Below are 23,752 nucleotides of genomic sequence, written 5' to 3' on the forward strand. Positions count from 1 at the left end.
TATTTTTTGCCTCTTAAGTGTATACCAGGGGCAAAGATTTCACCGGAAAGTCACTTTTTACCGGTTTACGGTACGTCGTAACCGAGCGCAGCTTTGCGGATGCGGAACCACTGCTGTCGGCTCATCTGCAACTCTTCCGCTGCCAGGGCAGAACGCACGCGTTCAATTTTACCGGAACCAATAATCGGTAGCGGTTTCGACGGCAGACGCAGGATCCACGCGTAAACCACCTGTTCGATGTTCTCAGCGTTCAGTTCACGGGCAATGGTTTCCAGCTCATTGCGCAGCGGCTGGAATTCATCGTCATTGAACAGACGACCGCCACCGAGGCAGGACCACGCCATAGGACGGATACGCAGCTGTTGCAGCTGATCGAGCGTACCATCCAGCAACAATGGCTGATGCACCGGGGAGATTTCCACCTGGTTGGTGGCCAGGGTGAAGGGCAGACGAGACTGCAGCAGCGCAAACTGCGCCGGGGTAAAGTTTGAGACGCCAAAATGACGCACTTTGCCGCTTTGATGCAGCGCCAGGAAAGCTTCAGCAACCTCATCGGCATCCATGAGCGGGTCGGGACGGTGGATCAGCAGCAGGTCGATATGATCCGTCGCCAGGTTCACCAGCGACTGCTCGGCGCTTTTGATGATGTGTGCGCTGTCGGTAATGTAATGACCAAGGGCATGTTCAGGTTTTGCCGTCGTGGCAATACCGCATTTGGTGACAATTTCCATCCGCTCACGCAGCGCCGGAACCAGCTTGAGGGCTTCTCCGAACGCGGCTTCACACGCATAGCCGCCATAAATGTCAGCATGATCGACGGTGGTGATCCCTAAATCGAGGTGCTCCTCAATGAAGCTCGCCAGCTGCAGGGGGGACATATTCCAGTCCATCAGGCGCCAGTAACCCATCACAAAGCGGGAGAATTCTGGCCCCTGGGGGGCAAGGGTAATACGCTGAACCATAACATTTTCCTCAAGGAAGTGATGTCATGAGTATACGCAATTACCGTGTTAAAACAGTGAAGGTTGCTGGGGTTCTTCGGTTTCACCCGGCTTGTTTTCACGTATTTTGCGCAGAAACCGCTGGCGGCAGAGGCGAAGCACCTCCTGCTTTTGCGTGTCGCTGAAATGTTGCCAGTTAAACCGCTCGTCGCGGGTACGCATACACCCACGGCAATACCCGCGTTCATCCACCTGACAAATCCCCCGGCATGGGCTCTGGATGGGGAAAAACTCCAGCTGCTCTGCCACGCTCACCTCCGAATACCGACACTCACCTACAGTGAAGACGTTAAACGCCCCACGTGCAAGGGCTTTACCACAGTTTTGTGGCATTAAGGTTTCACTAATCTTCCCTCTCTATACTCGCCTCATCAATATGATGACAGGTTTGTTTTCGATGTGGTTAACGAAAAAGTTACAGTGTAACGATATAAAATTCACTCTGGGTTGTGCGCTTTTCTTCACGCTCTTAAACGCACTGTTTATTCAACGTAGCTGGGCCATTATTGCCCCGGTGCGGTTTCACGATATTCTCTTTGCCGCGTCCGTGCCGCTGGTGCTGTTCTGCGGCTGGGTGATTGTCTTCAGCCTGCTCAATATCCCCTTTATCCGTAAGCCGCTGCTGATCGTCTTAACTATCGGATGCGCCGCGGCCACCTATTTTATGTACACCTATGGTGCGGTTATCGATCAGAACATGATTGTTAACGTGTTCGAAACGAACTCCCAGGAGGCGACTGCGCTGGTCACGCCACAGATGATTCTGTGGATTGTCATTGCGGGACTGGTTCCTTCCGTGGTGTTAACGATGACGCGCATTCATACCGGAAAGTGGTGGTATGCCCTGCTGATGCGCGTTGCCGCCATGCTTGGCGCCCTGCTGGTGATCATCCTTGTCGCCGCCGTGTTTTACAAAGATTATGCGTCGCTGTTTCGCAATAATAAAAGCATCGTCAAGATGGTGACGCCGGCGAACTACGTCAGTGCCATGGTGAAATACAGCAAGATGCGCTGGTTTGCAGGCGACCAGACGCTGGTGCGTATTGGTGAAGATGCCCATAAGGGCCCACTGATTGCAGGTCAGAACAAGAAAACGGTTCTGGTGCTGGTGGTAGGTGAGGCCTCACGTGCCGCGAACTACTCGCTGAATGGTTATGGCCGTGAAACGAACCCGGAACTGAAAAAGCAGGATGTCATCAACTTCCCGCAGGCCACGTCATGCGGTACCGAAACGGCCGTTTCCGTTCCCTGCATGTTCTCCGGCATGACGCGCAGCAAATACGATGCTGACCTGGCGCATCACCAGGAAGGGTTGCTCGATGTGCTCAAACATGCGGGAATCAACCTGCTGTGGCGCGACAATGACGGCGGCTGTAAAGGTGCCTGCGACCGCGTACCCCATACCGATATGACCCAGTGGAACCTGGATCAGTTCTGCAAAGACAAGTCCTGTATTGATGATGTGAACTTCTACCGTCTCGACAACGTGCTGGACGGCCTGAAACAGGACACCGTACTGGTGATCCACCTGATGGGCAGCCACGGTCCGGCCTACTATCACCGTTATCCGGACAATTTCCGCAGGTTCACGCCGACCTGCGATACCAACGAAATTCAGGATTGCGATCACCAGGCGCTGATGAATACCTACGACAACACCATCCTGTATACCGACAGTATGGTCAGTAAAACCATCGATGCGCTGAAAGCACGCCAGGCCAACATGAACACCGCGCTGATTTACCTTTCCGACCACGGCGAATCGCTGGGCGAAAGCGGAATTTATCTGCACGGCACGCCGTACATGCTGGCGCCAGAGCAACAAACGCACATTCCGTTTATGTTCTGGTTATCACCGGACTATGCGAAAAACTTTGGAATCAACGCGCAGTGCCTGCGCGACTACGCAGCAAAAAATGCGGTTTCGCAGGACAACCTGTTCTCGACCGTACTGGGTATGATGGACGTGAAATCAACGGTTTATCAGCAGCAACTGGATATTCTGAAGGCCTGCCGTCAATAAACTCACTTGCAATAGACCGAACGGTCTATTAGAGTTCGACCATGAGCAGAAATACTGAACACGATACACGCGAACATTTACTGGCGACCGGCGAGCGGCTTTGCATGCATCGCGGGTTCACCGGTATGGGGTTAAGCGAGTTACTTAAAACCGCCGAAGTGCCGAAGGGGTCGTTTTATCACTACTTCCGATCCAAAGAGGCGTTTGGCGTGGCGATGCTGGAGCGGCACTATGCCAGCTACCATCAGCGCCTGGCGACCCATTTCGCCAGTGGCGAAGGTAACTATCGGGATCGTGTTCTGAATTACTATCAGGAAACCCTGAACCAGTTCTGTCAGCAGGGCATTATCAGCGGATGCCTGACGGTAAAACTTTCTGCCGAAGTGTGCGATCTCTCCGAAGATATGCGCGCGGCCATGGATAAAGGTGCCAGCGGCGTTATCGCCCTGCTGGCGCAGGCGCTTGAGAATGGCCGCCGTGAAAAAACGCTGGCCTTCTCCGGTGAGGCGTTAACCCAGGCGCAGGTCTTATATTCGCTCTGGTTAGGGGCGAACCTGCAGGCCAAAATTTCCCGCAGTGCCGTGCCGCTGGAAAGCGCACTGGCACATGTTAATAGCAGCATTACTGCGCCTGGCGTGTAGCAGGCGTTTTTATTTACTTAATTACTAGTCGACTGGTCTACTCAGGAGTCGTTATGTCAGCTGAAAAACTTTTCACCCCACTGAAAGTGGGCGCCGTCACCGCACCAAACCGCGTGTTTATGGCCCCACTCACCCGTCTGCGCAGCATTGAGCCGGGTGATATCCCAACCCCACTGATGGGTGAATACTATCGTCAGCGCGCCAGCTCTGGCCTCATCATCACTGAAGCCACGCAGATTTCCGCACAGGCGAAGGGATATGCCGGCGCACCAGGCCTGCACAGCCCGGAGCAGATCGCCGCGTGGAAGAAAATCACCGCCGGTGTTCACGCTGAAGACGGACGTATCGCGGTTCAGCTGTGGCACACCGGCCGTATCTCTCACAGCAGCATTCAGCCTGGCGGTCAGGCACCGGTTTCCGCGTCAGCCCTGAATGCGAATACCCGTACTTCCCTGCGCGATGAAAATGGCCACGCGATCCGCGTCGACACCTCCACGCCACGCGCGCTGGAGCTGGACGAGATCCCGGGTATCGTGAACGATTTCCGTCAGGCCGTGGCCAACGCCCGCGAAGCCGGTTTCGATCTGGTTGAACTGCACTCCGCGCACGGCTATCTGCTGCATCAGTTCCTGTCACCGTCGTCCAACCACCGCACCGACCAGTACGGCGGCAGCGTCGAAAACCGCGCCCGTCTGGTGCTGGAAGTCGTTGATGCAGTGTGCAAGGAGTGGAGCCCGGATCGTATTGGTATTCGCGTCTCCCCAATCGGTACCTTCCAGAACGTCGACAACGGTCCGAACGAAGAAGCGGACGCGCTGTATCTGATTGAAGAGCTGGCGAAACGCGGTATCGCGTATCTGCATATGTCCGAGCCGGACTGGGCAGGTGGTCAGCCTTACTCTGAGGCCTTCCGCCAGAAAGTGCGCGCGCGTTTCCACGGGGTGATCATCGGTGCGGGGGCCTATACACCTGAGAAAGCCGAAGATCTGATTAATAAAGGGTTAATCGACGCCGTGGCGTTTGGTCGTGATTACATTGCCAACCCGGACCTGGTTGCCCGTCTGCAGCAAAAAGCAGCGCTGAACCCACAGCGCCCGGAAAGCTTCTACGGCGGCGGCGCGGAAGGCTATACCGACTACCCTACGCTGTAATCTCTCCGTTGTGCATTGATAGCGGCGGCCTTTCGCCGCTATACTAAAACATCGTTTCTGTTCAAAAAGATACTCTACTCCATTGGTTAATGAGGAAATTATGCGCCTACTTCACACCATGCTGCGCGTTGGCGATCTGCAACGTTCTATCGATTTCTACACTAACGTACTGGGTATGAAGCTGCTGCGCACCAGCGAAAACCCGGAATATAAATACTCGCTGGCGTTCGTGGGTTACGGCCCGGAAACGGATGAAGCGGTTATCGAGCTGACCTATAACTGGGGCGTCGACAGCTATGAGCTGGGCACGGCCTACGGCCACATCGCGCTGGAAGTGGACAACGCGGCAGAAGCCTGTGAACGTATTCGCAGCAACGGCGGTAACGTCACGCGTGAAGCGGGCCCGGTAAAAGGCGGCACCACCGTGATTGCGTTTGTTGAAGATCCGGACGGTTATAAAATCGAGCTGATTGAAGCCAAAGACGCCGGTCGCGGTCTGGGCAACTGATCCTTCAGGGCGCACTATGCGCCCGTTGTTTTACTGCATCCCCCGCCAAAATTTGCCATAATGCGCTCTGCTTTTTTCCCCTTGTAAGAGACCCTGATGTCCGATAACGCTCAACTTACCGGTCTGTGCGACCGTTTTCGTGGTTTTTATCCTGTTGTCATTGATGTCGAAACAGCCGGATTTAACGCTAAAACCGATGCGCTGCTTGAAATTGCCGCCATCACGCTGAAGATGGATGAACAGGGCTGGCTTACACCGGACACCACGATGCATTTCCACGTTGACCCCTTTGAAGGCGCAAACCTGCAGCCAGAGGCGCTGGCATTTAATGGCATCGACCCGCATAACCCACTGCGCGGTGCGGTAAGTGAATATGACGCGCTGCATGCCATTTTTAAAATGGTGCGTAAAGGCATGAAAGAGAGTAACTGCAGCCGCGCCATTATGGTGGCGCATAACGCCACGTTCGATCACAGCTTTACCATGGCTGCCGCCGAGCGAGCCTCTCTTAAGCGTAACCCTTTCCACCCGTTTGTGACCTTTGATACCGCCGCACTGAGCGGCCTGGCGCTCGGACAAACGGTGTTATCAAAAGCCTGTATCACCGCCGGGATTGAGTTTGACGGCACGCAGGCCCATTCCGCTCTGTATGACACGGAGCGCACCGCAGAATTGTTCTGTGAGATCGTCAACCGCTGGAAGCGTCTGGGCGGCTGGCCGCTGCCGATGGGCGACAGCGAAGAATAAAAAAAAGCGACCTCTTAAGGTCGCTTTTTTATTTGCGCAGAAAATTACTCCGCGTCAGGCTCTTCAGTTTTGTACTTCGCCGCCGTCTCTTTGATCAGCTGCTGCAGTTCGCCGCGCTGATACATTTCAATCAGGATATCGCAACCGCCAACCAGTTCACCGTCGACCCACAGCTGCGGGAACGTCGGCCAGTTAGCGTATTTTGGCAGCTCAGCACGGATGTCCGGGTTCTGCAGGATATCAACGTAAGCAAAACGTTCACCACAGGCAGACAGCGCCTGAACCGCTTGCGCGGAGAAGCCACAGCTTGGCAGCTTCGGAGAACCTTTCATATACAGCAGAATCGGGTTTTCAGCGATCTGGCGCTGGATTTTTTCAATAGTGGTGCTCATGTCTTGCTTCCTTTAACTTCTGTTACGGCATTAGTCTGACATTGTAGCGGTTCAGACTGGCATCGGAAAATAACATTTTTGTCACGTATAGCTATTTTATCGCGAGTGGGGAAAAGTTGCATTGTAAATGGTGCTTAACCCTGCGGCAGGCAGGGTTTTGCTTAGGGCGTGAACAATTGTGCGACAAATCGATGAATTTTTTTGCACTTGCTAACGAAACAGGTTTTTAGATTGAAAAATGCTATTAACTTCTCGGGTTTTTATGGATTAGAATCGACGGGCTTTGTAAATCATACGCGGGTATTATTGATGACCTGCATTAATCAGGGGACTGCCCAGTGGCGCGGATAAATAAAATCTCGATCACGCTCTGTGCTTTACTGTTTACATCACTCTCTTTCACGCCAGCGGCAAACGCCTCTCAACAGGCGCGGCACTCTGCTGTGCAAAAAACGCATCTGGCAAAAACCACAGAACGTAAAAAAAAGACCACCAGTAAGAACGAAAAGAAAAAAAAAACTGCTCAAACGAAAAAGACCGCCTCCAGCAAATCGAAATCAACATCTTCCCGCACTGCCCTCGCATCGAAACGTAAAGCCTCACAAACTGCTGCCAACCTCGTAACGGAAAAATGCACCACGCGCAAAGGGCATAAAGCCAAATGCACGAAAGTGACAAAAATTGCCGACGCGCATAAGGTTCGGGTACAGAAAGCGCAAAAAACGGCGATGAATAAGCTTATGGGGCAAATTGGCAAACCGTATCGCTGGGGTGGCACTTCTCCCCGCACCGGTTTTGACTGCAGCGGGCTGGTGTATTTCGCCTATAAAGATCTGGTGAAATTCCGCATTCCGCGCACCGCCAATGAAATGTACCACCTGCGCGACGCCGCCCCCGTTAACCGTGGCGAGCTGCAAAACGGCGATCTGGTCTTCTTCCGCACCCAGGGTCGCGGTACGGCTGATCACGTCGGCGTGTATGTGGGCAATGGGAAGTTTATTCAGTCGCCACGAAGCGGTCAGGACATTCAGATCACCTCGCTTAGCGAAGACTACTGGGTGCGTCACTACGTCGGCGCACGCCGCGTCATGACACCGAAAACCATCCGCTAAACCCTGCCCTGCCGTCACCACGGCAGGGTAAGTTCCTCTTTTGCATACCCTTTCAATTTGCTATCCTGTCCTTGTTGTCTGTGTGGTTATTGGCAACGCAAAATACAATAAGGAGAGAAGCAATGTCGTTCGAATTACCTGCACTACCGTATGCAAAAGATGCCCTGGCACCGCACATTTCAGCGGAAACCCTGGAATATCATTACGGCAAACATCACCAGACCTATGTCACCAACCTCAACAACCTGATCAAGGGCACCGATTTTGAAGGCAAAACGCTGGAAGAGATCGTCCGCAGTTCAGACGGTGGCGTATTCAACAACGCTGCTCAGGTGTGGAACCACACTTTCTACTGGCACTGCCTGGCGCCAAATGCGGGCGGCGAGGCGACCGGTGAACTGGCTGCTGCGATTAACGCCGCCTTTGGCAGCTTTGCGGAGTTCAAAGCGAAATTTACCGATGCCGCAATCAAAAACTTCGGTTCTGGCTGGACATGGCTGGTAAAAGAGGCCGATGGCAAACTGGCTATCGTCTCCACGTCTAACGCGGGTACACCACTGACCACCAGCGCGACTCCGCTGATGACCGTGGATGTCTGGGAACACGCGTACTACATTGATTACCGTAACGCGCGTCCTAACTACCTGGAGCACTTCTGGGCACTGGTTAACTGGGACTTTGTGGCGAAGAACTTCGCCGCGTAAGAGAGACGCAGAAGGGTTTCCCCTTCTGCGTTTTTTTATTCGGCAGCACAGGCCGCTTCAGGCTGTTTACGACCCGACATCATCACTAACAGCAGGCCAAGCGCGGCAATAATGGCCCCCATCACCGGCACAAAGCTGTATCCCAGACCACCCGAAATCACAGCACCACCCGCTGCGGCACCGAGCGCATTGCCCAGATTGAACGCACCAATATTCACCGACGAGGAGAGGCCCGGCGCCTCATGCGCGACGCGCATTACGCGCATCTGCAGCGGCGGAACCACGGCAAAGGTGGCCGCCCCCCAGACGACCATCGCAATGGCCGCGCCAACGTCATTACGCGCCAGCCACGGGATGGCAACCATGATGACAATCAGCAGGGTCAGAAAACCCTTCAGCGTTCCGCTCACGGAGCGGTCAGCAAATTTCCCACCCAGATAGTTACCAATCGAGAAGCCCACGCCAATCAGCACCAGCATCGCGGTGATAAAGATCGGCGTCGCGTGAGTGATGTCATGCAGCACCGGCGAAATATAGGTGTAAAGGGTAAACATCGCCCCGGCACCCAGCACGGTAGTAAGCAGCGCCGAGAGCACCTGCGGGCGCATCAGTACCGACAGCTCTTTACGTACCTCAGGCCGCTCACCAGCGCTGCCTTTCGGCAGGGAGAAGAACAACGCCACCATCGCGACAACGCCCAGTACGGCGGTTGCGAGGAACGACATACGCCAGCCAATGACCTCTCCCAGCCAGGTCGCCGCAGGAACACCGCCAATGTTGGCGATGGTCAGGCCCATAAACATGGTTGCCACGGCACTCGCCTGCTTGTGTTTGGGCACCACGCTTGCGGCAACCACCGACCCCAGCCCAAAGAAGGCACCGTGGTTAAGGCTGGTCAGAATGCGGGACAGCATCAATGTGGTGTAATCCGGCGAAATGGCGGAGAGCACATTGCCGAGGGTAAAGATAGCCATCAGGAAAATCAGCGCGTTACGGCGCGCGCGGTGGGAAAGCAACAGCGTCATCAGCGGAGCACCAACCATTACGCCAATGGCATAGGCGCTGATTAACATCCCGGCTGCAGGGATAGAGACGTCCACACCGCGGGCGATAACCGGTAAGAGCCCCATCGGGGAGAATTCAGTAGTGCCAATCCCAAAAGCGCCAATCGCCAGGGCCAGCAGGGGAAAATTGATTTTCATGCGTCAACTCCGGATGCCGTGTCAGGTCGTGACACAGAACAAAGAAGACGAAAGCATGACATTAATCACAAAAAATGAGAAGTTAACAAATTGGCAAAAGATTTTTGCCGGAGATGTAACAATCAGGGGAAGCGGGAGAGAGCGAACGCTCCCTCCGCGTAAATCAGTGCAGTGCAGCCGTCAGACCCGCAGCAACAATCAGCGGCAGCACAATAATGGTGGTGAACAGCGAAAACTTCAGATCGGAACTCATCAATTTTTCTCCTTTTAATCCCCCCACGAAAAGTGAGCTTGCTCATTTTTACACAATTTACGTCAAAAATCTTCCCGGATTTAAACGGATAACCACTTTAGCTCTTCCCCTTTTCATCAAGATAGGACAAAATTCCACGCTAAATTTATTAGCGTACCGGCCATTGACCCCCTCCTGACGTCCCGTGTCGTTTTCCTGGCGTGCCGCAATTCAAGATTGCGTGATAAGGGTGAGAGAAGGCAAACGTTTACCTTCAAGGTTTTCAGGAGTTTAGGATATGGTCTGGAGTGACATTTAATGGCAACAATTAAAGACGTAGCAAAACGCGCAAACGTTTCCACTACAACCGTATCACATGTAATTAACAAAACCCGCTTCGTGGCGGAAGAGACGCGCAACGCCGTCTGGGCGGCAATCAAAGAGCTGCACTACTCGCCGAGTGCCGTTGCGCGCAGTCTTAAAGTTAATCACACCAAATCTATTGGTTTGCTGGCGACCAGCAGTGAAGCGGCCTATTTTGCCGAAATCATCGAAGCGGTTGAGAAAAACTGCTTCCAGAAAGGCTATACCCTGATCCTCGGCAACGCGTGGAACAACATTGAAAAACAGCGCGCCTATCTGTCGATGATGGCGCAAAAACGCGTGGATGGCCTGCTGGTGATGTGCTCCGAGTATCCGGAGTCCGTGCTTTCCATGCTGGAAGAGTATCGTCATATCCCAATGGTGGTGATGGACTGGGGCGAAGCGCGCGCCGACTTTACCGACTCCGTCATCGATAACGCCTTTGAAGGCGGTTATATGGCGGGCCGCTATCTGATTGAACGCGGTCACCGTGAAATTGGCGTGATCCCGGGGCCGCTTGAGCGCAACACCGGTGCTGGCCGTCTGGCCGGATTTATGAAGGCGATGGAAGAAGCGCTGATCACCGTGCCGGAAAACTGGATCGTGCAGGGCGACTTTGAGCCGGAATCGGGCTACCGCGCCATGCAGCAGATCGTTTCCCAGCCGCATCGTCCAACGGCGGTGTTCTGCGGCGGGGATATCATGGCGATGGGGGCCCTGTGTGCGGCCGATGAGCTGGGCCTGCGCGTGCCGCAGGATATTTCCGTGATCGGCTATGACAACGTGCGCAACGCGCGCTTCTTTACCCCAGCGCTGACCACCATCCACCAGCCGAAAGACTCCCTGGGTGAAACGGCCTTCAATATGCTGATGGACAGGATCGTCAACAAACGTGAAGAGTCGCAGTCGATTGAAGTCCACCCGCGTCTTATCGAACGCCGTTCCGTTGCGGATGGTCCGTTCCGCGACTACCGTCGTTAATCGCTGTACGGAGCCAGTTACGCTGGCTCCCGTAACCATTCCCGGTTAAGCGTTTCGCTGTCTCCCAGGTAATCCAGTAACCACGCCATGGCGGGCGACACGTCATTTTGTTGCCACGTCAGGCAGCAGGCCGCATCCGGGAACGGATTCTCCAGCGTCAGTTCGACCCATTCACCGGTATCGATTCTCGGCTTAGCGAAATGCACGGGCACCATCGCGACGCACAGCCCGGCACTGAGGCAGGTCGCGGAGGACTCCCAGTCTGGTGCCACCACCCGCCGCTGATTATCCAGAAGCCAGGTAATACGTTTTGGCAATGAGCGCGAGGTATCTTCCAGCACCAGCGACGGCCAGTTGCGCAGCGTGTCGTCACTCAGCGGCCCCTCCATGGCAGCCAGGGGATGATCGCTTGCCACCACACATTTCCAGCTCAACATGCCCATATCACGAAACGCATAGCGTCCCCCGACGGGAATCGCCTGGGTCGCCCCAATCGCCATCTCTGCCCTGCCGTCCGCCAGCGCGTCCCAGACGCCGTTGAACACCTCCTGCGAGACGCGAAGTTCAACGTCTGAAAAATGACGATAGAAATCCACAATCATCTGCCGGGTGCGCTCGGGTTTGACGATGTTATCCACGGCGATGGAGAGATGCCCGCGCCAGCCGTTGGCGATCTGCTGACACTGCTCACGGGTGATCTGCATTTTTTTGATAACAGAACGCCCTTCTTTCAAAAACCATGCCCCTGCCGGCGTTAATTCCACATCGCGATGACGTCGTTCAAACAGCGGCACAGCCAGCCACTCTTCGAGCTGACGTACCGTGTAGCTTATCGCGGAGGGAACGCGGTGTAGCTCCTCTGCGGCACCGCTGAAACTGCCGTTTCGTGCGACAGCATCGACAACTTCAAGAGAATAATCTGACCACATTTTCTGCCTGCAAAAAATTTGAATGCACTCGCCAAATATTAGCGTTTCACAACCCGCTTTGCACTCCCTACACTCTGCGCCAGTGTCTACCTGCCTCCTCAAGGAGAATAAAACAATGCAACCCAGGAATGGATTTTTAGTCTGGCTCGGCGGTTTGAGCGTGCTGGGCTTTTTGGCCACCGATATGTACCTGCCCGCGTTTGCGGCGATGCAGGCAGATTTACAAACCCCTGCTGCGGCCATCAGCGCCAGCCTGAGTTTGTTCCTCGCGGGCTTTGCCATTGCACAGTTGCTCTGGGGCCCGCTCTCCGATCGCTTTGGGCGTAAACCGGTGCTGTTACTGGGCCTGGGCATTTTTGCCGTCGGCTGTCTGGGAATGTTATGGGTACGCGATGCGACCTGGCTGCTGGTGCTGCGCTTTGTGCAAGCCGTCGGCGTCTGTGCGGCAGCGGTGACCTGGCAGGCCCTTGTTACCGACTACTACCCGGCCAACCGCACCAACCGCATTTTCGCCACCATTATGCCCCTGGTAGGGCTTTCACCTGCCCTCGCTCCCCTGCTGGGCAGCTGGATCCTGGTGCATTTCGAGTGGCAGGCTATCTTCGCCACGCTGTTTGCCATCACGCTGGTACTGATGCTGCCGGCGTTTGCCCTCAAGCCGGCGCATAAAGAAGAGGCGCATGCCGACGCCAAACCGATCACGTTCCTCTCCCTGCTGAGCGCCAAAGCGTATCGTGGTAATGTCCTGATCTATGCCGCCTGCTCGGCGAGCTTCTTCGCCTGGCTGACCGGTTCACCCTTTATTCTGCACGATATGGGATACAGCCCGGCCGCCATTGGCCTGAGCTATGTCCCGCAGACCATCGCCTTCCTGCTGGGCGGATACGGCTGCCGTGCGGCACTGCAGAAATGGGAAGGTCAGCAGATGCTGCCATGGCTGCTGGTGCTCTTTGCTCTGAGTGTGATCGCCACCTGGGCTGTCGGTTTTATTCCGGGCGTCGGCCTGGTAGAGATATTGATTCCGTTCTGCGTGATGGCAGTGGCTAACGGCGCCATTTACCCTATCGTGGTGGCACAGGCGTTACGTCCTTTCCCGCAGGCGACAGGTCGTGCCGCTGCCCTGCAAAATACCCTGCAGCTGGGTCTGTGCTTCCTGGCAAGCCTGGTGGTTTCAGCGCTGATTGCCACGCCGCTGTTGACCACCACCAGCGTGATGCTGGCGACCGTTGTGCTGGCCGTGATGGGATATCGCATGCAATCAGCCGCGCAACGTGAGCTTGATAGCCCCACGCAGCCGGAAACGTCGCATGCGTAGTCACTGCGGAAAATATGTGACATTTCAGTGATTAGGTTGCTAAGAATTTTCTATTGAATCACCAAATTTTGAGGCCTATACTAAATTTGGTTCGATTAAATACGATAAATATTAAGTGTTAACGGGAGCCGGAGTGCTCCCGTTTTACCATGGAAGGCATTTCGGCAAGGGATATCTCCCTTCCTCTGTTCTACGTCGGATACTAGCCTCGCGGTATTTACCGTGAGATTTCTCACAAACCATAAAAAGCGTCTACGCTGTTTGAAGGTTCTGATCACAGTAAGGTGATGGAGAAGCTATGAGTTCATCGTGTATAGAAGAAGTCAGCGTTCCGGACGATAACTGGTCCCGGATCGTCAGTGAACTGTTAGGTCGTGCAGGCATCACTATCAACGGATCTTCACCCTCCGATCCGCAGGTCAAACATCCCGATTTTTTTAAACGCGTGCTGCGCGAGGGATCGTTAGGGCTGGGCGAAAGCTATATGGATGGCTGGTGGGATTGCGAGCGGCTGGATATTTTCTTTGCCAGCGTGTTGCGAGCCGGTCTGGAGAACCAACTCCCCCGCAATATCAAAGATACGTTGCGCGTCGCTTCCGCCCGTTTGTTCAATCTGCAAAGCAAAAAGCGGGCGTGGATTGTGGGCAAAGAGCACTACGACCTCGGTAACGATTTGTTCAGCCGCATGCTGGATCCCTTCATGCAATACTCCTGCGCCTACTGGAAAGAGGCGACCACCCTTGAAGCGGCTCAGCAGGATAAACTGCGGCTGATTAGCGAGAAGCTGCAGTTACAGCCCGGTATGCGCGTTCTGGATATTGGCTGTGGCTGGGGCGGTCTGGCGTATTTTATGGCGAAGCATTATGGCGTCAGCGTGGTCGGCGTCACCATTTCAGCCGAGCAGCAAAAAATGGCCCGGGAACGCTGTCAGGGTCTGGACGTTGATATCCGTCTTCAGGACTACCGCGACCTCAACGAACAGTTTGATCGCATTGTTTCCGTGGGCATGTTTGAGCACGTCGGGCCGAAAAATTACGACACCTATTTTGAGGTGGTGGATCGTAATTTAAAACCGGACGGCATCTTCCTGCTGCACACCATAGGCTCTAAGCGCACGGACAATAACGTTGACCCGTGGATCAATAAATACATCTTTCCGAATGGCTGTTTGCCTTCAGTCCGCCAGATTGCCAACGCCAGTGAAGGCCATTTCATCATGGAAGACTGGCATAACTTCGGCGCGGATTACGACACGACCCTGATGGCCTGGCATGAGCGTTTCCAGCAAGCGTGGCCTGAGATTGCAGACAACTATTCTGAACGATTTAAACGCATGTTCAGCTATTATCTGAATGCCTGCGCCGGTGCGTTCCGGGCGCGTGATATTCAGCTCTGGCAGGTCGTCTTTAGCCGCGGGATTGAACACGGTTTGCGTGTACCGCGATAAAAAATAACCCCGGATTGCCGGGGTTATTTTTTTATTCTTCTTCCGTGGCCTTTATTATGGCCGCCTCTTTTGCCGCCAGCACGCGCTCCACGGTATCCACGACTGCCTGGGTTTGCGGATCGATCTCGATATTCACACGCTGCCCCAGTTTTTTCGCGCCCAGCGTCGTACGCTGCAGCGTTTCCGGAATTAAATGCACGCAAAAACGCGTCGGCGTCACTTCTCCGACCGTCAGGCTAATCCCATCAATACCAATAAACCCTTTATACAGGATGTATTTCATCAATGCCGGATCCTGCACTTTAAACCAGATTTGACGATTATTTTCAGAGGTGACAATTTTCGCCACTTCGGCGGTGGTCATGATATGGCCCGACATCAGATGACCACCAATTTCATCGCTGAACTTCGCCGCACGCTCTACGTTTACGGTATCGCCCACCACCAGTTCGCCCAGATTGGTGATACGCAGCGTCTCTTTCATCAAATCAAAGCTAATCTGATTGCCGTTAATTTCGGTCACCGTCAGGCAGCAACCGTTATGCGCAATCGAGGCACCGGTTTCGATGCCATCCAGCATATATTCCGGCAGCTCAACAACGTGGGTACGGAAATTAGGTTTTTCATCAATGGACACCACTTTGGCGGTGCCCTGCACAATACCAGTAAACATGCTTACAACTCCTGTTTTTTCCGGACGGTGGTGACACCGTTTAATCCCACCACAATAACAGTTGGAAATACAGGTTGCCAGAGGAGCGCATTTTCTGGCGATTTTTTCACTAGATAATTAGTTAAAGCCCGCTACAATAGCTGGCACCCCCTCTGCTTTTTCTTCTTGCTGCCTGTTATGGCGGCTTTTTTAGTCTCTCAAATAACAACAATACAAAGGTGTTCACGTGCAGAAGTACATGAATGAAGCGCGGCAATTATTGGCACTGGCTATCCCGGTGATCATCGCGCAGGTGGCCCAGACCGCAATGGGATTTGTGGATACGGTAATGGCAGGTGGCTACAGCGCCACCGATATGGCCGCCGTGGCAATCGGAACCTCTATCTGGCTTCCGGCCATTCTCTTCGGTCACGGCCTGCTGCTGGCACTCACGCCGGTTATCGCTCAGCTAAATGGCTCCGGTCGACGTGAGCGCATCGCTCATCAGGTGCGTCAGGGGTTCTGGCTGGCGGGTTTTGTCTCACTGCTGATTATGGTGGTGCTGTGGAACGCCGGTCATATCATTCGCGCCATGCATAATATTGACCCGGCTCTGGCTGACAAGGCCGTGGGATATCTGCGCGCCCTGCTCTGGGGGGCACCGGGCTACCTCTTTTTCCAGGTGGCGCGTAACCAGTGCGAAGGCCTGGCAAAAACCAAGCCGGGGATGGTTATGGGCTTTATCGGTTTACTGGTCAACATTCCGGTGAACTATGTCTTTATCTACGGTCACTTCGGCATGCCCGAGCTTGGCGGCGTTGGCTGCGGCGTGGCGACGGCGGCGGTGTACTGGGTGATGTTCTTCAGTATGCTCGCCTTTGTTAAACGCGCCCGCTCCATGCGTGATATCCGTAACGAGCGTTCATTCAGCACGCCGGACTGGAACATCATGATGCGTCTGGTACAGCTGGGACTGCCTATTGCACTGGCACTGTTCTTTGAAGTGACCCTGTTTGCCGTTGTCGCCCTGCTGGTCTCCCCGTTGGGCATTGTGAACGTGGCCGGACACCAGATTGCGCTGAACTTCAGCTCACTGATGTTCGTCCTGCCAATGTCGCTGGCGGCGGCGGTCACCATCCGCGTCGGCTTCCGTCTCGGGCAAGGCTCAACCCTGGATGCACAAACGGCTGCGCGTACCGGGCTGGGTGTGGGGGTTTGTATGGCGGTCTGTACCGCGCTTTTCACCGTCGCACTGCGTGAGCAAATTGCCCTGCTCTACAATGACAACCCGGAAGTGGTGATGCTGGCATCGCATCTGATGCTGCTGGCGGCGGTATACCAGATCTCCGACTCCATCCAGGTGATTGGCAGCGGCGTACTGCGTGGTTATAAAGATACCCGCTCCATTTTCTTTATCACCTTCATCGCCTACTGGGTGTTGGGTCTGCCGTGTGGTTACATCCTCGCCCTCACCGATCTGGTGGTTGATCGCATGGGTCCTGCCGGATTCTGGATGGGCTTTATCATCGGTCTGACCTCTGCGGCCATCATGATGATGCTGCGCATGCGCTTCCTGCAGCGCCAGCCATCAACGATAATTTTGCAGCGCGCCGCACGTTAAATACGCAGTAGCCGCCAGCTGGCGGCTACTTTCTCTTCACTTTGCGCGGTAATGAAGCAATCGCGTGAAATCAGAGAGAAAAATGCATTTTGCCTCTTGCCACTGCGGTGCTGTGCCGCTAATATTCGTCCCCGTTGTCACCGACAACACGTTGCGTTCATAGCTCAGTTGGTTAGAGCACCACCTTGACATGGTGGGGGTCGTTGGTTCGAGTCCAATTGAACGCACCATTCTGCGTCCGTAGCTCAGTTGGTTAGAGCACCACCTTGACATGGTGGGGGTCGGTGGTTCGAGTCCACTCGGACGCACCATTTCAGTCCTGAAATGGTGCAAATCCTCTTCTCGTAGTCTGAATAATCCCAATCGCCTGATTTTTTACGCTTTCTCCTGCTACGCTTTTCATATGACAAAAAAAAGCAGGAACAGTGTCGATGAAAAAAATCGCCATTATCGGCTCCGGCCCCACAGGGATTTACACCTTTTACGCGCTACTGAAAAATAAAACACCACTGGCTGTTTCCGTCTTTGAAAAAGCCGATGAGGCAGGCGTGGGTATGCCCTACCGTGTTGATGAAAACTCGCGTCTGATGCTGGCGAATATTGCCAGTATTGAAATCCCGCCCGTTTTTATGACCTACCTCGACTGGTTAAAAGAGCAGAGTGAAAGCCATCTGGCCCGTTTTCACGTCGAAAAAGCCTCACTGCACGACCGGCAATTTCTGCCCCGTATTCTGCTGGGGGAGTATTTTCGCGACAGCTTTCTCACGGTGGTAAAAGAGGCCCGCAGGCTGGGATTTCAGGTCGACATCCATGAGTCAGCCGAAGTAACGGATATCGCCACCGACAAAAACGGCGTCACACTTTCGGTAAATGACAGCCTCTTTCCTGAACGCTTCGATCTTGCCGTCATCGCCACCGGCCACGTCTGGCCTGAAGAGGACGAGGCTACGCGCACCTTCTTTCCGAGCCCCTGGTCCGGTTTGATGGACGCCGACATCCCCGCCTGTCGGGTGGGGATCATGGGGACCTCCTTAAGCGGGCTGGACGCCGCGATGGCGGTTGTTATGCAGCATGGCGCGTTTGTTGACGACAAATTTATGCTGGATAAAGGCAGCGAGGCGTTAAAAATAGTCCTGATGTCCCGGACGGGTATTCTGCCTGAGGCCGATTTTTACTGCCCTATTCCTTACGAGCCGCTATCGGTATTGACTGAATTTGTCGTTGAAAGCGAAATCGCCAAAGGACCGGACGGGCTGCTCGATCGTATCTTCGCCCTGATGGTGAAAGAGCTGGAACTCGCCGATCCAACATGGTGCGAGAAAATCGGGCTGCGCATGCTGGATGCGGACACCCTTCGCGAGGCCTGGTTTGAAGATCGTAAGCAGCACGGCCCGTTTAGCTGGGCAGAAGCCAATCTGAATGAAGTCGAACGCAACAAACGTGAACGGCGAACGGTGCCCTGGCGCTACACCGTACTTCGTTTGCACGAGGTAGTTCAGGAGATCGTGCCGCATCTTAATGAGCAGGACAGGGAACGTTTCAAACAGGGACTGGCGCGGGTGTTTATCGACAACTATGCCGCCATTCCGCCGCAGTCCATCCGCCGGCTGCTGGCACTGCGCGAGGCCGGGATCATCAGCGTTGCCGCGTTAGGAGATGATTACACGCTGGATATCGGTAGCGCGCAGACGGCGATCGCGACTGAAGACAACACTTATCACTTCGACGTGTTTATCGATGCCCGCGGGCAAAAGCCCCTCAGAACAAAAGATCTGCCTTTTCCCACCCTGCGCAAACAACTGCAGGCGACAGGTGACGAGATCCCCGATATTGGCGAGGATTACACCCTGAAAGCGCCTGAATCGGTGTGCGGGAGGATCGCGTTTGGCGCGATACCGTGGCTGATGCACGACCATCCCTTTGTTCAGGGACTGGCGGAGTGTGCGGAGATTGCGGAGGCGATGGCGAAAGCGGCGGAAAAACCCGCGTTGGGACTACGCCGGAGATTACCGTATTTCGATTACTGACAGGGCCTCCATGCCCTGCAAAGCGTGATTATTCGAAGAATACTTCCGGGTTTTCAGACAGGGAGACGAACGTTTTTGTCGCTTTATCCAGCGCACGGATCTCACCGCTTTCAATGTCATATACCCAGCCGTGCAGGCGAAGAGAGTTATTGCGCAGGCCCACAGCAACGGAAGGATGTGTCTTGATGTTGCTCAGCTGCGCAAACACGTTCTCCTGCACCATCGCATTGACTTTATCGATCGGCTTATCCCAGCTTTTCTTCTCAACCACGGCTTTAGCGGCATCAGAATAGCGCAGCCAGTGGGAGACAGCGGGCATCGGCTCGAGGTTCGCGTTATCCGCAATCGCCTTCATCGCCCCACAGTTGGAGTGACCGCAAATCACGATATCCGTCACGCCCAGCGCCACAACGGCATATTCGATAGTCGCGGAGACACCGCCCGGCTCTGGCCCAAACGGTGGCACAATGTTGCCAGCATTTCGAATGACAAAGAGCTGTCCTGGCTCTTGCTGAGTGACCAGTTCTGGTACCAGACGGCTGTCGGAGCATGAGATGAACAGCGCTTTGGGATTCTGGCTGGACGCTAAACTGCGAAAGAGCTCTTTACGTTGCGGGAAAATCTCTTTTTGAAAGTTGAGGAAACCTTCAATGATATGTTGCATAGCAATTTCTCTTTTATCTGTTGTCGTTTAGGTATGATCGGGATCACACTCGTGAAGTTTACCCATCGTGCTTTACCTGAGACAAGCAATATATTTCTGGCCCGACCGCTGCACAATCGCGTCCGCGTGCGCCGGGATGTTTTGTCCCTCAAAGGCGCCGTACAGACGAGCAAATTTTTTGCCCTCCAGCAGACCGGTGACCCGCTCAACGGTACGGGCAGGCAGCGGCAGCATATTCGGGTAGCTCCACATGAATGACACGGCGTCCTTGCCGGGCGTGACCTGAAGAATATCCCCCACCAGCAATACACCATCGCCCTCCTGCCAGTGCAGCACCGTGCCGCCCGCAAAATGGCCGCCCAGACGCAGCAAGGTGACCGACGGGAAAAGTTCCAGCGCATCCCCTTCCCAGAAGCGAAGGGCCGGACTGCTGCACATGACCCACTCTCTGTCGCTGGCGTGCAGGTACACCGGCGCATCAAATGCCGCAGCCCATACCTGCATGGTGGTGTAATAGTGCGGGTGCGAAATCGCAATCGCGCTGATGCCGCCGAGCGCGGTGATAAGCGTTTTGGTTGCCGGGTCGAGGTTGGCAATACAGTCCCAGAGAATATTACCGTGCGGGGTACGCAACAACAGCGCGCGCTGGTTGATCGCAAAGGCGGGAACCGTTTTGATACTGAACAGCTGTGGCTCCAGCTGCTGCCATTTGTTGCTGTGCGTGGATGTCACGGTAGCAAAGTCTGTCCACGCCTGGCCGCTGTGTGGAACATACTGGCGCTCGTCCTCGCAAATCGGGCATATTTGCGGCGCGGCGTCATACGCGGTACCGCAGGTTTTGCAGAGTGTCATCATTGGCATTCCTCATCCATAAAGCAGAGAGTATGGCAGGGATTATCCATATGTGCTGCGAGGTACATTGCTGGCGTTTTTTGCCCTATACTGTGCCAGTATCAAAAAACTGAACAAAGCAGGTGCCACATGGAAATTGATCTCGAAAACCTGGTCTTTAACGGACTGGATGAAGCAGAAGAGCGTAATGCGGAACGTCTGGACGACGCAGATAAAAAAGCCCAGGCGATTGTCGCCGATGACGACTGCGGCGATGCCTGCAAAATCTGATGAAAAAGCACCGGCTAACCCGGTGCTTTTTTTATGTTACTTTTTCAGCCCGTCAATGGCTGCCTGCGCGCAGGCTTCATCAAGATGACCGCCCGGCGCACCGCCGATACCAATCGCTCCGATCACCTCATCGCCCTCTTTTACCGGCAAGCCGCCCGCCAGCAGCAGGAAGCCAGGGATGTCACGCATGTTTTGCGCGCCGGCATTGCTCTGTGCCGCTTCCATCACTTTGCCTGACGCATTTTTTGCGCTGAGCGCCGTCCAGGCTTTCATTTCACTGGCTTTGACCGTGTGAGGACCGGCATTGTCGGTCCGTTGTACGGCTTTCACCACGCCCGCGCGGTCAACCACGGTGACCGTCACCTGATAATTTTTTGCCGTGCACGCCTGAATGGCGGACGTTGCCAGCGCATTCGCCTGCGCCAGCGAGAGATTCTTTTGGTTCAACTTATCAGCCTGAGCGGCCAGACTTACACTACCCGCGGCCAGTGCCGCAACCATCATTAATTTTTTCATCGCACTTCCTCGCGTGTTGGGATACGTGGCAGAGATTACCCCGACGTGCGATGAAACATAATTCGGTTGAATACGCACTCAACCTGGTAGTTATACGGATTGCAATTTATCGTATTCGCGTATTGCCTGGACCAGGCTGCTGACGCCAAGCTTGGTAAATGCCGCCGCGCGGTGCGCTTCCACCGTTCGTGGCGAGAGGTTCAGCCGGGCAGCCACCTCTTTGTTACTGAGCCCTTGCATCAACTCCCCCAGCACTTCATGTTCCCGCGCGGTCAATTGCGCGAAACGCGCTTTGGCCCGCGAGGTTTCCTGCCAGTCGGCAAAGCGACGCTGACTCTCCTCAAAGGCCAGACCCACCGTTTCGATAAGCTTGTCGGCATCCAGCGGCTTGGTGAAAAACTCAAACACGCCGTTACGAAATGCCCGACGGCAGGCATCAACGGTACCGTGCCCGGTCATGATAATCACCGGCAACAGAGGCCAGGGCCATTTGCCCTCCTCTAGCCAGGTGAGTCCACCTTTTCCTGGCATACGCATATCCAGCAGCATACAGCCTACCAGCGCGGTTTCCCGGGAATGGGCCGCGGTAAAGGCATCAACACTTTCAAACGTTCTTACCGTCCAGCCCATGCCCGACAGCAAAAACGCCATTGACTCTCTTATAGACTCATCATCGTCTATCAGCCAGATTGTGTTATCCAACCGTCGCCTCCTTTCCATTCGCCAGTTGTAATCGGATCTGTGCCCCGCCCTGCGGCGCATTATCCAGCGTAATCGATCCATTCATACGCGTCATTAATGATTCCGTTAAGGTCATCCCCAGACCAATGCCCACCTCTCTGCCACTGTAAAATGGCATAAAGGCATTCTGTAACGCCTCAGGGCTAAAGCCAGGACCGCCGTCAGTCACGGTTATCTGAATACCCCTCTCGTTTTTCTGACTCTCTATCTTTACCCAGCCGGCTGAACTGGCCTGTTGGGCCTGAATCGCATTGCTGAGCAGGTTATGCAGCACCTGCTCCAGCCAGAGAGGGTCGGCCAGCACGGTGGTGGCCCCGGGAGCAAACGCATGGCTGACCGAGATATGTTCAGCCCTGCGCTCATGCTCAAGTAAGTTCACCACCTGTAGCCAGCATGCTGCCAGATCGGTTTCGCGGAGGGTGACTTTCTCCTTCACAACGTGCTCGCGAAAACGGGTTAATAATGCGCTAATACGCTGCGTTTGCGTCAGCGCAGCCGACAGCGCCTGCGACACGGCCTGGCCGTTTTCCAGCTGTAACTGACGCTGCGCGCCCTGGATCCACGTCTGGACGGCGGTCAGCGGCTGGTTTATCTCATGCACAATACCGGCGGTGATCTCCCCCAGGGTATTGAGCCTGGCGTGCTGGTAATAGTGCGCCCTTTGCTCGGCGTCTTTACGTGCTTTACGCTGCCAGAGCACCACGCTTGCCAGCGCAATCACTATCCCCCATCCGATAAACAGGATGGGATAAAAATACCAGCTGACGCCGAACCAGTCCGGACGAGAATCCGCTTCCAGCGTAAAAGGTTGAGTATGCTGCGGGAAGGTGCGTTGCCAGTGCCAGAATGCCTCAGACGCCGGTTCGTCACCGGTCGGGATAAAGCGGATCCCAAGGTGGGTAAAGGGATGATGTGCATTCAGAATCGGGCCGAGGTCCACCCGCACGCGGATCTGACGCCATGGGTTATAAAGCCAGTACTGCATCTCGTGGGCAGGCTCCACCCGCGCCGCATCCAGTGGGCGTCCCGTCGTTTTTTCCAGAGCGAGCAGATGGGGGAATTTTTTGCGCAGAGCGGCAATGTCTTCATCGCCATTCAGAAGCGGTAAAACCGATTCATTTTGCGTCAGGACCGCGCTTAATTCGGAGAATAACGCCGAGAACTCACGATCGCGCTCCCAGAACTGACGGCGAATCTGTTCGGCGTAGAGCAACACGCCGCTGATGAGGCAGACTATCGTCCAGACAACAATGCCACGTTTGAAAATAGGGTTCTTCATTCCATTTACTGACCAGGCTCAACATCCTGTTGACCTTAACAGCTAACCGGCGTCAGAACAAAATTTAGCACAGCTCGTTCCAGTACATTTCGCGCGTGCGGCGCAGTTCAGCGTGACGTTTTATCATGGAACCACTCCGGGTCAATGTTGGCCACGTCCACGCCATACAGGCTGGCGACAGGCAGTATCGACTCAAGAACACGTTGCGCGCTGTTCTCCGCATTCACGGGTCGGGTCGCAAAAAACCGCCGTAACGTGCTTATCCACTTTTTCATCGTCAGACTCCTCTCGCTTTACCTGCCCTCAGTTAAACACCCAAACTCCGCACAGGTGAAATACCAATATCCACTGTTGATATGCAGGATCTGCAAATGCCGTCAGA

At 54.6% G+C, this 23,752-nt stretch carries 26 protein-coding genes and 2 tRNA genes; 15 read left to right on the plus strand and 13 right to left on the minus strand.

Translation table 11 applies throughout. The annotated features are described in order from the left end of the window. Positions 1-65: 65 nt before the first annotated feature. Positions 66-962, minus strand: a complete 897-nt coding sequence (locus EKN38_RS11045; RefSeq protein WP_014831627.1) for an aldo/keto reductase family oxidoreductase — start codon at positions 960-962, stop codon at positions 66-68. Positions 963-1,010: 48 nt separating this feature from the next. Further along, positions 1,011-1,250: a DUF1289 domain-containing protein gene (locus EKN38_RS11050; RefSeq protein WP_014831626.1), complete on the minus strand. Its 240-nt coding sequence runs from the start codon at positions 1,248-1,250 to the stop codon at positions 1,011-1,013. A 148-nt stretch (positions 1,251-1,398) separates the two neighbouring features. On the opposite strand from EKN38_RS11050, the gene eptA reads away from it, so the two are divergent. From eptA to rnt, 5 genes are all read left to right on the plus strand, one after another. After that, positions 1,399-3,024: a phosphoethanolamine transferase EptA gene (gene eptA, locus EKN38_RS11055; protein WP_126522070.1), complete on the plus strand. Its 1,626-nt coding sequence runs from the start codon at positions 1,399-1,401 to the stop codon at positions 3,022-3,024. Positions 3,025-3,065: 41 nt separating this feature from the next. Continuing rightward, a complete protein-coding gene (locus EKN38_RS11060; RefSeq protein ID WP_014831624.1) occupies positions 3,066-3,665 on the plus strand; it encodes a TetR/AcrR family transcriptional regulator in 600 nt (199 codons plus the stop codon). A 53-nt stretch (positions 3,666-3,718) separates the two neighbouring features. After that, positions 3,719-4,816: an alkene reductase gene (locus tag EKN38_RS11065; protein WP_014831623.1), complete on the plus strand. Its 1,098-nt coding sequence runs from the start codon at positions 3,719-3,721 to the stop codon at positions 4,814-4,816. A 100-nt stretch (positions 4,817-4,916) separates the two neighbouring features. Beyond that, on the plus strand, positions 4,917-5,324 hold the full coding sequence (gene gloA, locus EKN38_RS11070; protein ID WP_013096923.1) for a lactoylglutathione lyase: 408 nt from the start codon (positions 4,917-4,919) through the stop codon (positions 5,322-5,324). A gap of 96 nt (positions 5,325-5,420) precedes the next feature. Continuing rightward, on the plus strand, positions 5,421-6,071 hold the full coding sequence (rnt, locus tag EKN38_RS11075; protein WP_014831622.1) for a ribonuclease T: 651 nt from the start codon (positions 5,421-5,423) through the stop codon (positions 6,069-6,071). 44 nt (positions 6,072-6,115) lie between these two features. Here rnt and grxD read toward each other — a convergent pair whose 3' ends face one another. Next, positions 6,116-6,463, minus strand: coding sequence for a monothiol glutaredoxin 4 (gene grxD, locus EKN38_RS11080; RefSeq protein ID WP_003832760.1), 348 nt, complete (start codon positions 6,461-6,463; stop codon positions 6,116-6,118). Between the two features lie 338 nt (positions 6,464-6,801). Here grxD and EKN38_RS11085 point away from each other — a divergent pair, with 338 nt between their 5' ends. Next, positions 6,802-7,575: a C40 family peptidase gene (locus EKN38_RS11085; protein WP_126522072.1), complete on the plus strand. Its 774-nt coding sequence runs from the start codon at positions 6,802-6,804 to the stop codon at positions 7,573-7,575. Between the two features lie 122 nt (positions 7,576-7,697). Beyond that, positions 7,698-8,279 carry a superoxide dismutase [Fe] gene (gene sodB, locus EKN38_RS11090; RefSeq protein ID WP_014831620.1) on the plus strand — a complete coding sequence of 194 codons (582 nt, stop codon included), beginning with the start codon at positions 7,698-7,700 and terminating at the stop codon, positions 8,277-8,279. A gap of 35 nt (positions 8,280-8,314) precedes the next feature. Here sodB and EKN38_RS11095 read toward each other — a convergent pair whose 3' ends face one another. Both EKN38_RS11095 and EKN38_RS11100 read right to left on the minus strand, forming a co-directional pair. Continuing rightward, the gene (locus EKN38_RS11095; RefSeq protein WP_014831619.1) at positions 8,315-9,481 is read right to left on the minus strand and encodes an MFS transporter; all 1,167 of its coding nucleotides are present in this window, start codon (positions 9,479-9,481) and stop codon (positions 8,315-8,317) included. Between the two features lie 163 nt (positions 9,482-9,644). After that, positions 9,645-9,734: a YnhF family membrane protein gene (locus tag EKN38_RS11100; protein WP_126522074.1), complete on the minus strand. Its 90-nt coding sequence runs from the start codon at positions 9,732-9,734 to the stop codon at positions 9,645-9,647. A 297-nt stretch (positions 9,735-10,031) separates the two neighbouring features. Here EKN38_RS11100 and purR point away from each other — a divergent pair, with 297 nt between their 5' ends. Next, entirely contained in the window at positions 10,032-11,057 is a 1,026-nt protein-coding gene (gene purR, locus EKN38_RS11105; RefSeq protein WP_013096929.1) for an HTH-type transcriptional repressor PurR, read from the plus strand. A gap of 17 nt (positions 11,058-11,074) precedes the next feature. Here purR and punR read toward each other — a convergent pair whose 3' ends face one another. Then, positions 11,075-11,986, minus strand: coding sequence for a DNA-binding transcriptional activator PunR (punR, locus tag EKN38_RS11110; protein ID WP_014831617.1), 912 nt, complete (start codon positions 11,984-11,986; stop codon positions 11,075-11,077). A gap of 115 nt (positions 11,987-12,101) precedes the next feature. Here punR and punC point away from each other — a divergent pair, with 115 nt between their 5' ends. Next, the gene (gene punC / locus EKN38_RS11115; protein WP_014831616.1) at positions 12,102-13,301 is read left to right on the plus strand and encodes a purine nucleoside transporter PunC; all 1,200 of its coding nucleotides are present in this window, start codon (positions 12,102-12,104) and stop codon (positions 13,299-13,301) included. Between the two features lie 298 nt (positions 13,302-13,599). Further along, the gene (cfa, locus tag EKN38_RS11120; RefSeq protein WP_014831615.1) at positions 13,600-14,748 is read left to right on the plus strand and encodes a cyclopropane fatty acyl phospholipid synthase; all 1,149 of its coding nucleotides are present in this window, start codon (positions 13,600-13,602) and stop codon (positions 14,746-14,748) included. A 31-nt stretch (positions 14,749-14,779) separates the two neighbouring features. Here the strand turns inward: cfa and EKN38_RS11125 are convergent, their stop codons facing one another. After that, on the minus strand, positions 14,780-15,421 hold the full coding sequence (locus tag EKN38_RS11125) for a riboflavin synthase (RefSeq protein ID WP_014831614.1): 642 nt from the start codon (positions 15,419-15,421) through the stop codon (positions 14,780-14,782). Positions 15,422-15,647: 226 nt separating this feature from the next. Between EKN38_RS11125 and mdtK the strand changes: the two genes are divergently transcribed. The 4 genes from mdtK (at position 15,648) to EKN38_RS11145 (ending at position 19,048) form a co-directional block, all read left to right on the plus strand. Continuing rightward, positions 15,648-17,021 carry an MdtK family multidrug efflux MATE transporter gene (gene mdtK, locus EKN38_RS11130; protein WP_014831613.1) on the plus strand — a complete coding sequence of 458 codons (1,374 nt, stop codon included), beginning with the start codon at positions 15,648-15,650 and terminating at the stop codon, positions 17,019-17,021. A 153-nt stretch (positions 17,022-17,174) separates the two neighbouring features. Continuing rightward, positions 17,175-17,251 (plus strand) — tRNA-Val (locus EKN38_RS11135). 4 nt (positions 17,252-17,255) lie between these two features. After that, positions 17,256-17,332, plus strand: a tRNA-Val gene (locus EKN38_RS11140). Between the two features lie 120 nt (positions 17,333-17,452). Further along, positions 17,453-19,048, plus strand: coding sequence for an FAD-NAD(P)-binding protein (locus EKN38_RS11145; protein ID WP_050859588.1), 1,596 nt, complete (start codon positions 17,453-17,455; stop codon positions 19,046-19,048). A gap of 28 nt (positions 19,049-19,076) precedes the next feature. Here EKN38_RS11145 and EKN38_RS11150 read toward each other — a convergent pair whose 3' ends face one another. Beyond that, entirely contained in the window at positions 19,077-19,712 is a 636-nt protein-coding gene (locus EKN38_RS11150; protein ID WP_014831612.1) for a carbonic anhydrase, read from the minus strand. A 72-nt stretch (positions 19,713-19,784) separates the two neighbouring features. After that, positions 19,785-20,567 carry an MBL fold metallo-hydrolase gene (locus tag EKN38_RS11155; protein WP_014831611.1) on the minus strand — a complete coding sequence of 261 codons (783 nt, stop codon included), beginning with the start codon at positions 20,565-20,567 and terminating at the stop codon, positions 19,785-19,787. A gap of 126 nt (positions 20,568-20,693) precedes the next feature. Here EKN38_RS11155 and EKN38_RS11160 point away from each other — a divergent pair, with 126 nt between their 5' ends. Beyond that, on the plus strand, positions 20,694-20,834 hold the full coding sequence (locus EKN38_RS11160) for a hypothetical protein (protein ID WP_013096938.1): 141 nt from the start codon (positions 20,694-20,696) through the stop codon (positions 20,832-20,834). 36 nt (positions 20,835-20,870) lie between these two features. Here EKN38_RS11160 and EKN38_RS11165 read toward each other — a convergent pair whose 3' ends face one another. From EKN38_RS11165 to EKN38_RS25760, 4 genes are all read right to left on the minus strand, one after another. Continuing rightward, positions 20,871-21,350 carry a GlcG/HbpS family heme-binding protein gene (locus EKN38_RS11165; RefSeq protein ID WP_014831610.1) on the minus strand — a complete coding sequence of 160 codons (480 nt, stop codon included), beginning with the start codon at positions 21,348-21,350 and terminating at the stop codon, positions 20,871-20,873. 90 nt (positions 21,351-21,440) lie between these two features. Beyond that, positions 21,441-22,052, minus strand: a complete 612-nt coding sequence (locus EKN38_RS11170) for a response regulator transcription factor (protein WP_014831609.1) — start codon at positions 22,050-22,052, stop codon at positions 21,441-21,443. Continuing rightward, positions 22,045-23,370, minus strand: a complete 1,326-nt coding sequence (locus EKN38_RS11175) for a sensor histidine kinase (RefSeq protein WP_014831608.1) — start codon at positions 23,368-23,370, stop codon at positions 22,045-22,047. The genes EKN38_RS11170 and EKN38_RS11175 overlap by 8 nt, the downstream gene beginning before the upstream one ends. Before the next feature lie 107 nt (positions 23,371-23,477). Beyond that, positions 23,478-23,645 carry a hypothetical protein gene (locus EKN38_RS25760; RefSeq protein WP_014831607.1) on the minus strand — a complete coding sequence of 56 codons (168 nt, stop codon included), beginning with the start codon at positions 23,643-23,645 and terminating at the stop codon, positions 23,478-23,480. Positions 23,646-23,752 lie beyond the last annotated feature (107 nt).

It is taken from the genome of Enterobacter sp. WCHEn045836, from assembly GCF_003965585.1.
Taxonomy (GTDB): domain Bacteria; phylum Pseudomonadota; class Gammaproteobacteria; order Enterobacterales; family Enterobacteriaceae; genus Enterobacter; species Enterobacter dissolvens.

What these genes read in the sequence shown, in the direction of transcription:
- EKN38_RS11045 (WP_014831627.1), bottom strand. Translation starts at nt 962, where the DNA reads ATGGTTCAGCGTATTACCCTTGCCCCCCAGGGGCCAGAATTCTCCCGC.
- eptA (WP_126522070.1), top strand. Translation starts at nt 1,399, where the DNA reads ATGTGGTTAACGAAAAAGTTACAGTGTAACGATATAAAATTCACTCTG.
- EKN38_RS11060 (WP_014831624.1), top strand. Translation starts at nt 3,066, where the DNA reads ATGAGCAGAAATACTGAACACGATACACGCGAACATTTACTGGCGACC.
- EKN38_RS11065 (WP_014831623.1), top strand. Translation starts at nt 3,719, where the DNA reads ATGTCAGCTGAAAAACTTTTCACCCCACTGAAAGTGGGCGCCGTCACC.
- gloA (WP_013096923.1), top strand. Translation starts at nt 4,917, where the DNA reads ATGCGCCTACTTCACACCATGCTGCGCGTTGGCGATCTGCAACGTTCT.
- rnt (WP_014831622.1), top strand. Translation starts at nt 5,421, where the DNA reads ATGTCCGATAACGCTCAACTTACCGGTCTGTGCGACCGTTTTCGTGGT.
- grxD (WP_003832760.1), bottom strand. Translation starts at nt 6,463, where the DNA reads ATGAGCACCACTATTGAAAAAATCCAGCGCCAGATCGCTGAAAACCCG.
- sodB (WP_014831620.1), top strand. Translation starts at nt 7,698, where the DNA reads ATGTCGTTCGAATTACCTGCACTACCGTATGCAAAAGATGCCCTGGCA.
- EKN38_RS11095 (WP_014831619.1), bottom strand. Translation starts at nt 9,481, where the DNA reads ATGAAAATCAATTTTCCCCTGCTGGCCCTGGCGATTGGCGCTTTTGGG.
- EKN38_RS11100 (WP_126522074.1), bottom strand. Translation starts at nt 9,734, where the DNA reads ATGAGTTCCGATCTGAAGTTTTCGCTGTTCACCACCATTATTGTGCTG.
- purR (WP_013096929.1), top strand. Translation starts at nt 10,032, where the DNA reads ATGGCAACAATTAAAGACGTAGCAAAACGCGCAAACGTTTCCACTACA.
- punR (WP_014831617.1), bottom strand. Translation starts at nt 11,986, where the DNA reads ATGTGGTCAGATTATTCTCTTGAAGTTGTCGATGCTGTCGCACGAAAC.
- punC (WP_014831616.1), top strand. Translation starts at nt 12,102, where the DNA reads ATGCAACCCAGGAATGGATTTTTAGTCTGGCTCGGCGGTTTGAGCGTG.
- cfa (WP_014831615.1), top strand. Translation starts at nt 13,600, where the DNA reads ATGAGTTCATCGTGTATAGAAGAAGTCAGCGTTCCGGACGATAACTGG.
- EKN38_RS11125 (WP_014831614.1), bottom strand. Translation starts at nt 15,421, where the DNA reads ATGTTTACTGGTATTGTGCAGGGCACCGCCAAAGTGGTGTCCATTGAT.
- EKN38_RS11145 (WP_050859588.1), top strand. Translation starts at nt 17,453, where the DNA reads ATGAAAAAAATCGCCATTATCGGCTCCGGCCCCACAGGGATTTACACC.
- EKN38_RS11150 (WP_014831612.1), bottom strand. Translation starts at nt 19,712, where the DNA reads ATGCAACATATCATTGAAGGTTTCCTCAACTTTCAAAAAGAGATTTTC.
- EKN38_RS11155 (WP_014831611.1), bottom strand. Translation starts at nt 20,567, where the DNA reads ATGATGACACTCTGCAAAACCTGCGGTACCGCGTATGACGCCGCGCCG.
- EKN38_RS11160 (WP_013096938.1), top strand. Translation starts at nt 20,694, where the DNA reads ATGGAAATTGATCTCGAAAACCTGGTCTTTAACGGACTGGATGAAGCA.
- EKN38_RS11165 (WP_014831610.1), bottom strand. Translation starts at nt 21,350, where the DNA reads ATGAAAAAATTAATGATGGTTGCGGCACTGGCCGCGGGTAGTGTAAGT.
- EKN38_RS11175 (WP_014831608.1), bottom strand. Translation starts at nt 23,370, where the DNA reads ATGAAGAACCCTATTTTCAAACGTGGCATTGTTGTCTGGACGATAGTC.
- EKN38_RS25760 (WP_014831607.1), bottom strand. Translation starts at nt 23,645, where the DNA reads ATGAAAAAGTGGATAAGCACGTTACGGCGGTTTTTTGCGACCCGACCC.